Annotated in this window: 11 protein-coding genes; 2 read left to right on the top strand and 9 right to left on the bottom strand. The window is 46.4% G+C overall.

Annotated elements, in window-relative coordinates:
• Positions 1 to 49: 49 nt before the first annotated feature.
• Complete coding sequence (locus tag QUA07_RS12305) at positions 50 to 1303, top strand: S-layer homology domain-containing protein (protein ID WP_333325416.1); 1254 nt, start codon at positions 50 to 52, stop codon at positions 1301 to 1303.
• 128 nt (positions 1304 to 1431) lie between these two features.
• Here QUA07_RS12305 and QUA07_RS12300 read toward each other — a convergent pair whose 3' ends face one another.
• From QUA07_RS12300 to QUA07_RS12270, 7 genes are all read right to left on the bottom strand, one after another.
• Positions 1432 to 1941 carry a pentapeptide repeat-containing protein gene (locus QUA07_RS12300; RefSeq protein ID WP_333325414.1) on the bottom strand — a complete coding sequence of 170 codons (510 nt, stop codon included), beginning with the start codon at positions 1939 to 1941 and terminating at the stop codon, positions 1432 to 1434.
• A 151-nt stretch (positions 1942 to 2092) separates the two neighbouring features.
• Positions 2093 to 3442 carry an LCP family protein gene (locus QUA07_RS12295; RefSeq protein WP_333080103.1) on the bottom strand — a complete coding sequence of 450 codons (1350 nt, stop codon included), beginning with the start codon at positions 3440 to 3442 and terminating at the stop codon, positions 2093 to 2095.
• A 14-nt stretch (positions 3443 to 3456) separates the two neighbouring features.
• The gene (locus QUA07_RS12290) at positions 3457 to 3804 is read right to left on the bottom strand and encodes a DUF6717 family protein (protein ID WP_333080104.1); all 348 of its coding nucleotides are present in this window, start codon (positions 3802 to 3804) and stop codon (positions 3457 to 3459) included.
• Positions 3805 to 4227: 423 nt separating this feature from the next.
• Entirely contained in the window at positions 4228 to 5403 is a 1176-nt protein-coding gene (locus QUA07_RS12285; RefSeq protein WP_333325410.1) for an aminotransferase class V-fold PLP-dependent enzyme, read from the bottom strand.
• Positions 5404 to 5459: 56 nt separating this feature from the next.
• A complete protein-coding gene (locus QUA07_RS12280) occupies positions 5460 to 6065 on the bottom strand; it encodes a molybdenum cofactor guanylyltransferase (protein WP_333325407.1) in 606 nt (201 codons plus the stop codon).
• A gap of 294 nt (positions 6066 to 6359) precedes the next feature.
• Entirely contained in the window at positions 6360 to 7424 is a 1065-nt protein-coding gene (locus QUA07_RS12275; protein WP_333325403.1) for an anthranilate phosphoribosyltransferase family protein, read from the bottom strand.
• Between the two features lie 196 nt (positions 7425 to 7620).
• Positions 7621 to 8595 carry a LysR family transcriptional regulator gene (locus QUA07_RS12270; RefSeq protein WP_333325400.1) on the bottom strand — a complete coding sequence of 325 codons (975 nt, stop codon included), beginning with the start codon at positions 8593 to 8595 and terminating at the stop codon, positions 7621 to 7623.
• 595 nt (positions 8596 to 9190) lie between these two features.
• Between QUA07_RS12270 and QUA07_RS12265 the strand changes: the two genes are divergently transcribed.
• Entirely contained in the window at positions 9191 to 12625 is a 3435-nt protein-coding gene (locus QUA07_RS12265) for a PAS domain S-box protein (RefSeq protein WP_333325397.1), read from the top strand.
• 20 nt (positions 12626 to 12645) lie between these two features.
• Here QUA07_RS12265 and QUA07_RS12260 read toward each other — a convergent pair whose 3' ends face one another.
• Together QUA07_RS12260 and QUA07_RS12255 are read right to left on the bottom strand one after the other, a co-directional pair.
• Positions 12646 to 14859 carry a polysaccharide biosynthesis tyrosine autokinase gene (locus tag QUA07_RS12260; RefSeq protein WP_333325395.1) on the bottom strand — a complete coding sequence of 738 codons (2214 nt, stop codon included), beginning with the start codon at positions 14857 to 14859 and terminating at the stop codon, positions 12646 to 12648.
• A 570-nt stretch (positions 14860 to 15429) separates the two neighbouring features.
• The gene (locus QUA07_RS12255; RefSeq protein WP_333325392.1) at positions 15430 to 15624 is read right to left on the bottom strand and encodes a hypothetical protein; all 195 of its coding nucleotides are present in this window, start codon (positions 15622 to 15624) and stop codon (positions 15430 to 15432) included.
• Between the last annotated feature and the right edge of the window lie 93 nt (positions 15625 to 15717).

Below are 15717 nucleotides of genomic sequence, written 5' to 3'. Positions count from 1 at the left end.
AGCTTAGTTCTCCTCAATAAAAAGCTTGTGTAAATTGGAGAATCAAAAAATGTCTGTATTACATCGCATTAAATCTGGTACATCTGTTTTATTAACACTGGGAACCGTTGCCGGAACCGCAGCACCGATGCTAATTCCAGCCCCTGCTTTTGCTCAAACAGCTTTTTCGGATGTTAATAATAACTACTGGGCAAAAGACTTTATTCAAGATTTGTCAGAAAGAGGAATTATCAAAGGATTTCCCGATGGTAGTTTTCGCCCGGATGCACCGGTAACGCGGGCTGAATTTGCGGCAATGATCCGTTCGGTGAAAAAGGCAAAAACCCGTGGTGCTGTGCGGTTTGCCGATGTTCCGTCTAATTTTTGGGCAAGCGGGGCGATCGCCGAAGCTTACGAAATGGGATGGATGTCTGGCTATCCCGGCAATGTTTTCAGGCCAACACAGCAGATTCCTCGTGTTCAAGTTGTAGTCGCTTTAAATAACGGAATGGGCTATGAGCCTACGTGCGATTTTCAAGATGTTCTCAGCTACTATAATGATGCGGGTGAGATTCAAACTTATGCTGTCAAAAGCGTTGCTGCTGCTACTGAAAAACAGTTGGTTGTCAGCTATCCCAATCCTAAATCTCTCAAACCGAACAAGTCAGCAACACGAGCTGAAGTAGCTGCTTTTATCTATCAAACATTAGTGAGTACCAATCAAGCAAGACCAATTAATTCTCCTTACATTGCCAAGATTGATGTTAGCGAATCTGTTGCTGTGCAAATTCCCAGGGGGGTGACTATCCCAATCGAGTACACAAAAGGCAAGATTTTGCTCGCCCCTAATGACAAATCTCCGATTACGCTGACTGTTGCTTCGGATATCACGGGTAATAATGGCCAAGTGCTGATACCCGAAGGCTCGAAAATTAGCGGCGAATTGCGATCGACTGCTTCGGGCGTTCAGTTTGTGGCTCAAGAATTAAGTATAATCAACGGCAGCAGAGTGCCTCTCAATGCCACTTCGCAAGTGATTACTAGGAAAGAAACTGTTACCAAGGGCGTTAATGTTGGTAATCTGGTTAAGAATACGGCGTTGGGTGCAGCAGCAGCGGCGGCGATCGCAGGTGTTACGGGCGATCGGGCGATCGCGACTGAAGAGGTGCTCGGCGGTGCGGGAATCGGGACTTTGATCGGGGTATTTTTGGGTCGAGATAAAGTCGATTTGTATGCTGTTAATCCCGACACCGATTTAGATTTGCTTTTGAATTCCGATTTGGTAGTTGGTACTGCCAGCACAGGCATTTGTAGCGCTCGATAGAGCCGATACTTGGAAATTTCCTCAAACCCCTCGCCTTGCAGGAGAGGGGCTTTAATTTGTGTATTTTACCTTGCTACAGGTGCATCTAATCAAATAATTGATCAGGGATTTTCTTTAAGTGTGAATTTCTACGGACATCCCAAACTTTCTCGGGTAGAAATTCCTGTCACGGGATTGACACCATCTGCTTTCTCGCACAGGATACTCACTTGATAAGCGTCGATAATCGCGTCAGTAAAATCAGCGCCGGAAATTGCAGCATCAAAAAACCGAGTTCGAGTCATGATTGCCTCGGAAAAATTAGCATTCGTCAAATTAGCGCCGTCGAATGTAACTCTATCTGCCAAAGCGCCGGAGAGGTTAGCACCTGACAAGTTGGCATTCAGCAAAACTCCCTTGGTCAAAATCGCATTAGTTAAATCAGCACCTTGAAAATTGGTTCCCCGCATTTCAGCAGCGACAAATGTTCCCCCCGCTAAATCAGAGTTGGAAAAATCGCGATCGGACAAATTAATGTTTGTGTAATTAATATTTGTTTTCGGCAGGGCAAATGCCGGAGTAGCACTCAGCAGCACCCACCCAACAGCCAACACTAAACTTAAAAACAGGCTCAGGAATATTCGGAAAACGCTTTTCATAATGATGGGAATGGGGAATTGGGCATAAGCTGTCGCGCATTTAAATTGTAGATTCAGGACGGGCGGGACGCCCACCCCACAAGACTTTAATTTTTTTTGACAGACAATTTAAATGCCGCTACAGCTTAGTTGACTGTTGACTGTTGACTAATTAAAATCGCTTTACCCAATCTTCGCCAACGCGAAGTGTCAAGTCAGAATTAATTTCACCCGTAGAAGATGCTTCAAGTTTGCCGCCACCTAACTCTTTTTGCAGTAGATTGGCTGCCTCTAAATCGCCTTGCTGAACAATAATTTGACTTTGACGCTGCTTCTGGGGCGCATCCTGCACTACAGATACATTAAAAAAGCCCTTTTTTGTGAGAAATTCAGCAACGTTTTTTGCGGTTGTCGGTTTGCTAGAAGCGTTTTGGACAGATATTTTGAGGTTTTTGGGCAACAGGGACTCGCTGGGATTGCGAATTCGTCCTTGTTCAAAATCCGGCACACCCAGGTTCAAATATTGTGTCATAATGCGATCGCGCCCTAGCGCATCTACAATCCAATAACTCCTCAAATCCCCTGTTTCTGAACTAGAACGTCCAGGCAACATTACCATTTTAAAATTATCTCGCTCCAATTGCAAACCGAAATTTGCCAGCGTCAATATTTCCTCATAATTTAGGTTTGTATCCACATATTTTTGCATCAATCGAACAATTTGTGGCAAGCGCACCAATACTGATGGACTTGCGAGGCGGTCCCGAATAGCTTGAATTAAAGATTGCTGCCGCTGAATGCGGCCGATATCTCCTAAACCATCGTTGCGAAATCGAGCAAATTGTTCTGCTTGTTCTCCGTTGAGAGTTTGCCATCCCTGCCCTAAGTTTATTTTTAACTTTTGAGCGGTATCTGTATAGGACATCGCGCGAGGTACAAATACCTCCACTCCGCCCAACAAATCGACTAATTCCTGAAACGCATTACTGCTGACTCGCACGTATCGTTCAATTTTCGTATTGTTCAGCATACTGCTAACCAATCGCGTCGCCAAAGCTGCTCCTCCTCTAGCATTGGCTTCGCTAATTTTGCTGAAGCTAATTCCGGGTTCTTCGACTTGAGTATCTCGTGGAACTGAAAGCAAACTAATAGATTTATCTCTAGGATCAAGGTGCAATAAGAGTATGGTATCGCTGCGACCTTCAAAAATCTTAGGGGAATTGGCGACAGCTTCCGGCACGCCGTCAATTCCCAATATCAAGATATTAACTGACCGCGACAGGCGGTATCCAGAGCGGTTGGAGGATAGATAGTCAAAGCCAGTCGCCTCTAATACTCTATTGATAATTGGGGGTTCCACGGGAGCTAAAAGGGCGGTAATTGCCCCCAATGTAGCCGAGATGGCGGCTGTGAAAACTAGGAAAAATAGCCCCACTATATACAGGAAGAATTTAGGCTTTTTTCGAGAGATTTGATCGACTGGTTTAACAAAGTCTCTTTTAAAAATTGACAAGTTTTTCATTGACTTGCTGTTGATTATTGCAGTTTTTCAGCTTTGCAGTAAAACTTGGGCGGTGCTTCTGGAAAGTATTTGAACATAGCCGGACACAGCCAGCCTTCGAGATTTTTCGATTCCCACCGATACCAGTTACCGCCGTATTCTGCTTTCAACCACAGCATTTCTGCTTGATATCCGGGAAATGGATTGGCTGAAAATAAAAGTCGGAAACCTTGAGCGGCATTGGGAATGTCTGCAACAAGCGTGTTAATCATTTCGGGGACGCCCTGAACAAATGGTTCTCGGACAAGTCCGACTCGCTCGTCGTCAAAAACCCAGGTGTACTGTTCGCGATAGGGGTAGATTACCATCATGGCATTGGACATGGTATTCGCCTCTTTTCATTTCCTTTTTTTGTCTGCAAAAATGCAAGTGTGGATACATTATATTCTGTTGCGCCGAAGTTGTGCGCTATCCGATTTAACAACCCTGTTTTAAATTAGGAATTTTAGCGGGTTATTTACAAACTTTATTCGGTTTGGGCGGATTGGCGAAGTTTAGGGCTATGGGGTTTTAGATATATTTTTGTGGTCGTTTTTATGGTAGGTGAATAATATTCTAATTATGCAAGGAATAAAGGTGATTCCTTGCATAATTTTTACTCTTAGGGTGCCTATTTGTATAACGTTTACTACGTTTATAGTAAGGACAAATAGTCTGTATTCATCAACTCTAAGAAGCGACAACCTAACTACAAACCTATAACTGTTTGTAGCTGGGTGTGATCTTGCTTTCCGGGAACCTTCAGCTCAAATTCTCGTCAGCTCAACTAGCGCATTAGCTAAATATTGATACTGCGGCAAAGTATTATATAACTGAGCCGAAATCCTCACCAACTGCTTACTAGCATCCGGCCAAGGAATCACCGGAACTTCAATTTTAAAAATCTCCCATAGCGCCTCTTGCAAAGGTGGAATTCCTCCCTTTGCAACCACATCAGACTGGGAGTCTGCCAGTGGCACAACAGCCATTGAACCAACCATTTCATCAGGACAAGGCAGCGGCAAATCTAATTTGTCAGCCAATATTTTTCTCCCCGCCAATGCTAAAGCATGATTTTTTGCCCTCAATTCTGGCCAGCCGCCGCTTAACAAAGAACCCATAAAATCAATAGCTACAGGCACGCACAAATAGGGACTGGGATCGACAGTTCCCATCCAGTCAAATTCTAATTGAAAGCGCGATTTATCAGCGCGGGGCGAATTAGCACCGTGACTGATAGTAGTTGGGCGAATGGCATTTTGCTTGTCGCGCCGCACGTATAAAAAGCCCGCACCTTTCGGCGCACACAGCCATTTGTGGCAATTTCCCGTATAGTAAGCCGCGCCAATTTCATCTAAATTCAGTGCTACCATTCCCGGCGCGTGAGCTCCGTCTACCAATACATCCACGCCACGGTTAGCTAACTCACCGACTAACTGTTTGATGGGAAAAATTAAACCTGTTTGGCTCACAACGTGGTCTAATAATGCCAACTTTGTTTGCGGTGAAACGCACTTAATTATTGCTTCAATAATTTGTTCGGGTGACTCAATGGGAAAGGGGACTTCTGCTACTACTACTTTAGCGCCTGTACGCTCGGCTACAAAATTAAGTGTGTTGCGGCAAGCGTTGTATTCCTGATTTGTAGTTAGCAATTCGTCGCCCGGAGAAAAACAGAGCGATCGCAAAACTGCATTTACTCCCGTCGTCGCATTCGGCACAAACGCCAAGTCCTCGTCAGCCGCACCAATAAATGCTGCTAACTGATTTCTTGCATTATCCAACAAAGGTTCAAATTCCCGCAGTAAAAAGCGCAATGGTTCTCTTTCTAGTTGTTCTCGAAAAATGGTTTGCGCTTCGAGTACGGGAATCGGACAGGCCCCAAAAGAGCCGTGATTGAGGAAAGTTATATTGCGATCAAGCAACCAATATTGGTTAATCATTAGTAATTAGTAATTAGTCATTAATCATTAGTCATTAGTTAGTCAACTGTCAACAGTCAACCGTTACTCATTTTACCTTTTAATTGCTCAAACTCTTCTAATGTATTGCAATTCGATAACATTACTGCTTCTCGTCCCCCTACGGGTAGAGGGATTGCGGAGATTTGATTTAACCAAACTTGAAAGGAACGTCCCCCTTTGTCCATAAAACTTTGCAAACTGGGCAGAGATTGTTGGCGGTAGAAGCCGCACAAAGGCTCCCAGCGCGAATTTTGATAAGGCACAACTGCTAAAGTAGATGGGGGAAACTCGGTTAACTGACTTGCCCAATTCTGAATAATCTGAGCATCCAACAAAGGCAAATCGCAAGCTAACAGTAAAATCCACTCGGCGGCTATTTCTGTCAATCCCTGAGTCAATGCAACCAAAGGGCCGGAGCCCGGATTGTACTCTACCAGAAATTGGGATGTTTCGGTTAAGGTCGATCGATAGCGATCGGGCCAAGCAGTCAGAACATAAACTTCGGGGGTTACAACTGTGGCAACTTCCAACGCCCGCTGCAATAGGGATTTGCCCTCAATTTCCAGCAAAGCTTTATCCTTACCCATCCGCGAACTTTGACCGCCTGCAAGCACAATTACAGCAATTTTATGATTAGTCATTAGTCTGTAGTCTGTAGTCTGTAGTCTATAGTCTGTAGTTATCGCAAGAATTGCCTATTTTGAACAGGCTTTCCGGCTTGTTCCACAATAATTATTGGAGATGTCTATAGCAATCCTAAATGATTTGCGTAATTTTTGTAGGGGCAATCCCCCCGTGGTTGCCCCGATAGATAGGGGGTAGGCACTCTTAGCACTACCCCTACAAATTTATCTGAATGATTTAGGATTGCTATAGTAGTCAGTAGTAAGTAGTCAGTAGTTAACGGTCAACTGTCAAGTGTCAACTGTCAACTGTCAACTCAAAATACTAACGGCTTGGCTAACTTCCTCAAGTTTTTGCACGACTTGACCGCGACTTAATAAAGTTTCTGCCTCAATCAAACCAGAGTTTATATCCAAACAAACTCCGCTGCGCCACAGATAAAATCCGCCGTTCCAGATAGCGGACTGCATCAATTCCGATGGTTTTCCGAGCAAAACTTCCTGCATTTGTTTGAATAACTCAGGGGCTGATTCAAAGGCAGGATTTGTGTTGCTAAAACCGTAATCTCCGTGAGCTAAAAGCACTCGTTCAAACTCAGCATCCGGCTTAGCAATGCCGATAATCGCAGTACGATCGCGCGGCAAATCGCAGCTTCCCTCCAATCCCTTGACTGTGGTATAATTTTTGATTCCCCGCAGCTCAAAGGCTTTTTGAAACATACCTTCTGTCGGCGGGTGGACGTAGCCCGATATAACGTTAACGTCACCGGCACAGGGACACCACATCAACTCCATTGTCGAAAAAGGTGGCCGTTTACCAATTTCGCGGCGGTAGGGTACTAAAGCCGCGGCTTGAGGAAAATGCTTGGGAAGGTAAACAAAACCCAAACCCGTATTGTCAAAAACTTGCTGGACTTTATCTAAACTCAGTTTTCTCCAGTCAACTCCCAAACCGCGCCAAATTTCAATCAGGGGAATGCCTTCCTTGGTTGGCATGGTATCTCCCCCGTGCATGAGGGTTGGAACGCCAGACGCGGCTAAAATTAGGGCGGTTAAAGGGCTAATTGGAGCCGTGCGCGATCGCCCGTCGTAAGCAACGCCAAACACGGCCACGGTAGAGACGGAAAACCCTTTTTCTCGGTTTGGGGGGGCAAGCATAGGCCCTAATTCTTCATAAGCATCGAGCATTCCGGCTAATTCTTCCCCAGTGGGCCGTTTAATGCGGTGGGAAATCATAAAAGCTCCGATTTGAGCCGGTGTTGCTTCCCCCAGCAGCATCATCCGCGTTGCTGCTGCTGCTTCCGAGCGAGTTAAGTTTTCTCCTGTGTGTACTCCGCTGCCAATTTTTCGCAGCAATTCTCTAAATGCGTCACTCATAACATTTGAAGTTGGTAATTGGTAAGGGGTAATTGGTAGTATTTGAACCGTTTTAAATTTAAATTTCAGAACTATCTATTTAAAATTATCGAATTATACCAGTTCCCAAAAAGAAGGCAATTGTTGGAAATGTCCAAACCCTTATTTCATCAGTCATTCCCAATCTAAAATATAAAATATAAAATCTAAAATGGTATTAACTCCCTGATTTTTCTAGCTTGATTACATCAAATGGGGGCACAAATTCGCGTACCAGATTCCAGAAATGGGCGATCGGCGGAATTTGCATTCGATCGTGAGTTGTCACCAACACCACTTCGCGAGTCCAAGTAGGATCTGCGGCCAATTGACCGATCGTCGAAACCTTGGAATTTGACCGCTCTTGGGCGATCGACCGAACGGCTAAAGTGCGATCGCCCTTCGCGTCCACCAAAGCTGAATGCGGCAGCAAAGCAATCAACTCTCCCTGTCGCACCACACCCCGAAAAGCATCAAGAGTGTTGAGTTCCAAAACAGCATGAAGTTTAGCACCCATGCGTCCAAATTGTTCTTGCACCATCCGCTGCATTCCGTACCCGTCCTTAAACACCACTTGCGGGTAACAAATCAATTCCGGCCAAGGTACTCGTTCGTACTGGGCCAGGGGATGACCCGCCGCCATCAACACCTCGATCGGCTCATTGTAGAGCACCTCAACCAACATTTCCGGGGCGTGAGTAAAATGGCGGTTGTTCATCACCACTGCTATGTCCACCAAACCATCTTTGAGGACTTTCAGGGCTCGATCGCTCCCCAGAGAAGTCACCCGCAATTGCACGTCTGGATAGTCACGGCAAAACTTTTGCAGCACAGGCGGCAAATAAGCAGCGCAAACCGAATGAATCGCAGCCACGCAAAGTTCCGGCTGCTTTCCCGCCCGTAAGTCTCCCAATTCTTCAGCAGCATTTCGCCAAGTCTGACAGATTTTGCGAGCGTGAGGTAGCAGGCATTCCCCTCCCACAGTCAGTTTCGCGTGGGCCGTGCGGTGAAACAGCGACAAACCCACTTCCGCTTCTAATCCCTGCACTTGGCGGCTAATAGTCGATTGGGTAACGCCACACTTCCGGGCCGCTTGCTGAAAGCTACCAGTTTCAGCAACTGAAAGAAATGCTTGAAGCTGCTCTAAGCGCATGGAGGTTTAATTCGAGAGAGATGGTTTCAGAAATTTTACTGGAAGATAATCTGTGACATTAACCGATTTAGTAGCAGAATTTAGTAGACTTTGATACAGGTACAGATTAGTTTTGATTCCGAGGCCAGAGGCGGGGATGCTGCGATCTAAGCATCAATCTGCTGCGGCAGGATTTCTGAGCCTCCAAGTAAAGGTCGATTCTCCTATGTTGAAGGGATTTCTGAATCTGCAAAATTATCAAAAAATAGATTCCATAAAGATGGATTTATCGAATATTGCCAGTTTCTAGCTAAACCGTTTCAATGAACGGCACTCTAGTAATCCTTTCATCAACTGAGTTTAATTGTTCTGTTTTTCCGTAAGTTGTGAATTCAAAAGATAGCATTTAATTTCGTACCTCCTTGGGAATTATAGTACCTCACTCTCCCTCTACCTCTCAATTAATGTACTAATATTGCAGGCAGGTTAAAGCCTGCTGTGAACTTTCCTCCCCGGACTAAAGTCACTCTTGTTTTCTGTTTTTTTGTGTATAAACTAGAAATTAGCGGGTCAGCAACACAAGTGCAACTAGGATCGATCGCACAGGAAAGCCGAAATGCTGCCATTTATTAAGATTATGTCATTTAACCACAATTTTATTCCCCAAGATGGCTGTTGCCAGTGGCAACCTCAGTTGATGGGACTGCACGCGGTCAGCGATGTGTTAATTGCCTTGGCTTATTATTCAATTCCAGCACTTCTGACATACTATGCCCGGAAGCAGCGAGACGTGCCTTTGAGCAAGGGGTTTCTCCTATTGGGAGCCTGGTTTTTCTGCGGCGGGACAACTCACTTGATGCAAGTTTGGATGCTGGTGCATCCCAGCTACTGGCTGTCAAGTTCGATCGCCGCCTTAACCGCTATCATCTCTTTGTGGGCTGTAGCGTCCCTGATACCCTCGATTTCTCAAGTGTTGGCTTTGGCTGGGGCGGCCTCTTTACCAGCAAATACGGCGCTGGAAACCCAAAAGGTCGATCGACTGCAAGCCAACTCTGATATTACAAATTCCGTCGCATCCCCCACAACCGAACTCCAGCAAATTAACCAGCAATTGCTTGCAGAAATAACACAGCGCGAGCGAGTCGAGGATCTCCTGCTTGACACCGTAGGCAAGCTGCAAGAAAGCGAAGAACGCTTCCGCGTTTTTCAGGAATTATCTCTAGACGGATTTAACGTGTTTCGCAGCATTCGTGACGAATCCACAATTGTGGATTTTGAATGGGAATACGTCAATCCCGCAGCGGCAAAAATTCAGCAGAGTACCCCGGGCGAATTAATCGGCAAGCGATTGCTGCAAGTGCTGCCAGGCCATAAAGATAGCGGTTTGTTCGACCGTTACGTCCAAGTTTTAGAAACAGGAATTCCCCTCGATACCGAGATTTATTACAACAGCGAAAGCGAAGGCATTGTCGGCTGGTTTCGGATTATGACCGTTAAATTGGGCGACGGCATTGCTATTTCTTTTGGCGATATTACTGAGCGTAAGCAAGTAGAAGCATCCCTGCGTGAGGCGTTGCAAAAACTCACTTCTCATTTTGAAAATACCCCCCTAGCGGTGATTGAGTGGGATGAAAACTTTCGTCTCAGAGGGTGGTCGCCGGCAGCCCAAAAGATTTTTGGATGGGAATCAACCGAAGTTTTAGGCAAGCATTTTAGCGAATGGAACTTTATTTCTACGGGCGATTTAGAAGAGGTAAAGTCGGTAATTTATAGTTTAAAAAAACCAGAAAATCGGTGCAATGTAGTTCGCAACAGCAATTATAATAAGTCGGGTTCGTTGGTACACTGCGAGTGGTACAATTCGGCTTTTTACAGCGATTCGGGACAGTTGATATCGGTGCTTTCTCTGGTTTTGGACGTGACGGAACGCTTTAAATTTCTGGAAGTGCTGCGACAGTCTGAAGAGCGGTTTCGGATTGCGGCAGAAAGTGCCAGCGATTTGATTTATGAATGGGATATCGAGACTGACATCGTGCTGTGGTTCGGTCACGTAGACGAACATTTGGAGTACGCAAAAGGCGGATTTCCGAGGACAAGAGCAGCTTGGAACAGTATCTTGCACCCGATCGACCGGGATAGAGTTTTGGTCGCAGTCGATCGGTATTTGAGTGCGCCAGACAGTTCTGCCGCCCCATTTTTTCAGGAATACCGCGTTCAGTGCCAGCGGGGTCGCTTGCTCCACTGGATCGATCGGGGCAAAGCAGTGCTTGACAAACAAGGCAATCCCTACAAATGGATCGGCGTAATTAGCGACATCACCGCTCGCAAAGAGGCCGAAGAACAGCGGAATTGGGCATTGGCGCGGGAACAGGCCGCCCGCCGCGAAGCCGAAGCCAGCGAACAGTTGTACCGCGTCCTCGCTGAAGCCATCCCACAAATAGTTTGGACTGCCACAGCCGACGGCTGGCTCGACTACTACAACCAGCGCTGGTTTGAATATACCGGCTTGACGCTGGAGGAAACTCAAGGCTGGGGGTGGCAGCTAGCCCTGCATCCAGATGATGTGGAAGATGCTGTAGAAAGCTGGAAGACCTCGGTGCAGACGGGGAAGACTTACGAGGTGGAATACCGCTTTAAACGGGCATCTGATGGAGCTTACCGCTGGCATCTGGGTAGGGCATTGCCCGTGCTGGACGCTGAAGGGAAAATTCTCAAATGGTTCGGGACTTGTACCGATATTGACGATCGCCAGCGATTGGCCCAAACAGCCTATTTTAACGCTCAAGCTTTGGCTTTGCTGTCGTCGGCTTCCCTGGATTACGAGAAGGCGCTGCAAGGTTTGGCAGATTTAACAGTACCGGGGCTGGGTGATTGGTGCTGTGTGCATTTGCTCGATGCCGACGGCTCGATCCGCTTGCAAGCAGTTGCTCACTCAGATCCGAGCAAAGTCGCTCTGCTTTGGCAAATCGATCGGCGTATGCCGCTAGACCCCCAGGGACGGCACGGAGTAGCAAAGGTGCTACGGACTGGTGAGTCGAAGCTCTACCCAGAAATACCGCAATGGGTGATCGAGGCGGTTGTGCCCGACAGGGAACTGCAGTTGGTGCTGCGATCCCAATCCCAGGTACTGTCGGCAATCTGCGTGCCGCTAATCGCTCGCGGGCGGACGCTGGGAGCGATTTCGTTGCTGTGCGGGGAATCTGGCCGCCGCTGCGGGGAGAGCGATTTGGTTTTGCTGGAGGATTTGGCGCGAGATGCGGCGGTGGCAATCGACAATGCGCGGCTTTACCGGGAAGCAGCGGAAGCCAACCGGATTAAAGACGAGTTTTTGGGAACGCTTTCTCACGAGTTGCGGACGCCTCTGAACGCGATTTTGGGCTGGGCGCAGATGCTGCGGCAGCGCCAGATGAGTGCCGAAAAAACGGCTGTTGGTTTGGAGACTATTGAGCGAAACGCGCGGTTGCAGACTCAGATGATTGAGGATTTGCTGGACGTTTCCCGGATTGTCAGCGGCAAAGTGTGTTTGAAGGTGTTCCCGGTGGATTTGGTGCGGATTGTAGAAACAGCGCTGAAGACGCTGAGCCCTGATGCTGAAGCTAGGGGAATTGAATTGGTGAGTTTTTGTGGCGAAGGGGTGAGCTTGGTGAGGGGCGATGCTACTCGTTTGCAGCAGGTGGTGTGGAATTTGCTCTCGAATGCTATTAAGTTTACGCCGCCGTCGGGTCGCGTGGAAATCACGCTCTCGGAGGATGGGGAACCGGGATCAGCGGGTGACGCCATGTTGTCTGGGCCGTCTCCGGTTCACTCTGTTTCGATCGTTGTCAGCGATACGGGAATTGGCATCAGCAAGGAGTTTTTGCCCTTTGTGTTCGATCGCTTCCGCCAAGCTGACAGCACTTCTACGCGCAATTACGGCGGTCTGGGACTGGGATTGGCGATCGTCCGCCATCTCGTGGAACTCCACGGCGGCAGTGTCTGGGCCGAAAGTCCTGGGGAAGGACTCGGCTCGACTTTCGGAGTGCGGCTGCCAATAATCAATAACAACAGTTAACAGTTAACTGTTGTTATTGGTTACTGGTTATTCGTTTTTTTAATACCAGGACTCTGCTCTTGAGTGTAAGATTCATTGGTAAAATAGTAATGGCTGTGCGGTTCGTTTTTAGGACTTACTCCATTCACCACTAAGCCCAGAACGTGCTGATTTGATTTCTTCAATAGCTCCTTCGCAAAAGCCACAGTACCAGAATGAAGAACTCCAGGTCGCACTACCAATAAAATCCCATCGGCTTTATTTCCGAGAATCAGAGCATCAGCAGCAACATTCAAAGCAGGAGTATCAACGATCACGGCATCATAACTAGCCGAAAATTGCTTAATTAATAAAGTGAGCCGCTGTGAATCCAAGAGACCCATTGGATTAGGCGGAATCACCCCGCAAGTGAGCACATCTAAATTATCCATAACTTGGGCGATCGCATCCCCAAACCCAGCTTGTCCGACTATCACGTTGCTCAAGCCTACTTGATTCGGAAGTTCCCAAATCCGATGCTGAACAGGACAGTGCATATCCGCATCTACCAGCAAAACCTTCCGTCCTAATTGAGCTATAGCTACAGCCAAATTAGCCGATACAGTAGACTTGCCTTCTTGCGGTAGCGAACTACTGACAACAATAACTTTCAGCTCTTTATCAGAACTCAGGAATCTCAGATTTGCCTGAAGCATTCGGTAAGCAGCACTGCTCGAAGTATTAGGAGTATCCCTAACAACAATCTGTCGGGGAGATGGCTCTAAATCCAGGGAAGTAGATTTAAGCCGTCTGGAATTGCGCCGAGTATTTTTGTCAGGCTTTTTATGAAAAGGAATCACCCCCAACAAAGTAAACCCAAACAATTCTCTCGCTTCTTCAATACTTTTTACAGACTTATCTTGAGACTCTAAAAGCAGCGCCGAAGCTATAGCCAGCAGAGTTCCCAACAAGCTGCCCGATACCAGCAATAAAGACTTGCGAGAACGCACTGGTTCTTCCGGAACACTCGGCTGTTGGATAATCCGAGCATTCCCCACTTGCTGATTTTCAGTAATCCGAATTTGCTGGAGTTTTTTTTGCAATTCCTGATAATCCGCTTCGGCTTCTTGTAGTTTTCTTTCTAGTTCTCGCTCTTCCTTCTCTAGCTTCGGCAAAAGTTTTACCCGCTGCTTGTAGCCAGCTAGAGCATTTGAGAGAATAGTAACTCGCTCCGCCAAACCCTGGCGTTCTACATCTACCTTGATAAATTCTTCGATCAGTTTTGGTTTCACCTCTCCTATCTGTAAACTTTGATTTGGCAACGGCTGTTGCCCGCCTAAAACTTGTTGTATTTGTTGGTCTAGTAAAGCTTTCAGAGTAGCTTGCTTAGTTTCTAACCTAGTTATTATAGGCGAATTATCCAGGTAGCGATTTTGCTCAATTGCTAACTGCCGCTCTATTTGTTTGTATTCTTTGAGAGCTTCCTGCACAGTGCTAGATTGGCTGAGATTGCTGGCGGTCAATGCTTGCTGGGGATTCATTTGTAATTCATTTTCAAATGCTTTAGACTTAGCACTGGTCTTGAGCAAATCAGACTTAGCTTGGTCGATTTGACTTTCTAGTCCTGCCATAACTGCCACTGCTGATTTAGCTTCTTCTTCAAGATTTACAACTTTATTATCTTCTTTAAATTTGCTCAATTCTGCCGCTGCTTTCCGCATAGCTTGGTCTGAATTAGGCAGTTTTTTTTCAATAAACTGTCGAACAGACACAGCTTCTAGGCGATTCACTTTTTGATTGTTATCTATATAAAACTTCATCAGGGTTTTTACGACATCGGATGCTATTTTCGGGTTTTGGTCTTTGTATGAAACCGTTAGGATATCAGCTCCCCGAATAGTAGCTACTGTCAGTTTTTTTAAAAAATCTTTTGTTTTCAGAGGATTACTTGTTTCGTCTTTTAACTGAAGCCTATTTATAGTTTTTTCGACATTTTCTAGAGAACGAATCAATTCGATCTCGGTAGTCAGAGGGTTACTTTGCTCTGCAGCAGGAGTCAACTGTCCGATTTCTTTTCCCAATTCTGTTAAAGCAGAGCCAGGAGTCGTTTTCTTAAATAACAGCTTTCCTTCTGCTTCATAAACTGCTTTTTGCTTCAGCGTGGCGTAGGTGGTGAGTGCAACAACCGAGGCGAATACAGCTAAGGCTGGCAGCCACCTGCGCTTCAGAATCTGCCAGTATTCCTGAAATCCAATACCACTTTCAGTTGATTCCATCAGTTACTCCCGAAAAATGATTTTTTGTAAACTCTAACACCCTAGGGCGTGTTTTCAAACTATAACCACAACATCATGCAGGCGATCGTAATCATGGCTGTATAATTTGCAGCCAATTTCTCATATCCGATAGCAATACGTCTCCATTGCTTGAGTCGGTTGATAGCACATTGAACTATATTGCGTTGACGGTAGATTTCACGGCTAAAAATACGGCGACGTAGTTCATTTGAAAGTCCTGGGATGGTAAAACGGATACCGGGCGCGACTTAGATAACTACGGATGCGACGACCTGCGAGCGCCTTTGTCTCCTACGACTCTTTCAGGGGATTGACGCGGCCGACCTGCACCAGAATGCGCTTACTGCTCATTGTTCCATCAATTGTTCTAAAAAAATTGACTCGTTACGTTGACAAGCGACTCAGAAGAAAAGTTATAGGTTTACCTTTACCCTCACTTTAACGTATCTGTATTTTGGTACTAAAACCACCACGAGAAGGCCTAGTTTTTCCTGTGATTCGCCTTCTTTTTTCCACCATAGCCGAGGGTTGGCGGGCACGAATCACGGTTCAATCGACGTAATGAACCGGACAGTCTAGCTTTCGGAGTTTGTCAGCATGGGCTTGTAGGCATTCTAAGACTTGTTTCCAAATATCGGCTTTGTGCCACCGATAAAACCGTGTTCCCACGATGCACCCACTTGCTATAACCTTCTGGCAGGTCTTGGCACGCAGACCGGGTTCTAAGTATCCAGACGATGCCATTCACAACCTGTCAGTGGTTATGACGCAGGCTTACCCGTTTTGGGTTGGAGCGGTGGAGGTAGCGGTTTTAACTTCTCCCACTGTTCGGTACTT

Source organism: Microcoleus sp. T3_A4, assembly GCF_036700465.1.
Taxonomy (GTDB): domain Bacteria; phylum Cyanobacteriota; class Cyanobacteriia; order Cyanobacteriales; family Microcoleaceae; genus Microcoleus.
The sequence above is the reverse complement of the archived record's forward strand: the minus strand, read 5'-3'. Positions and strand labels throughout refer to the sequence as shown.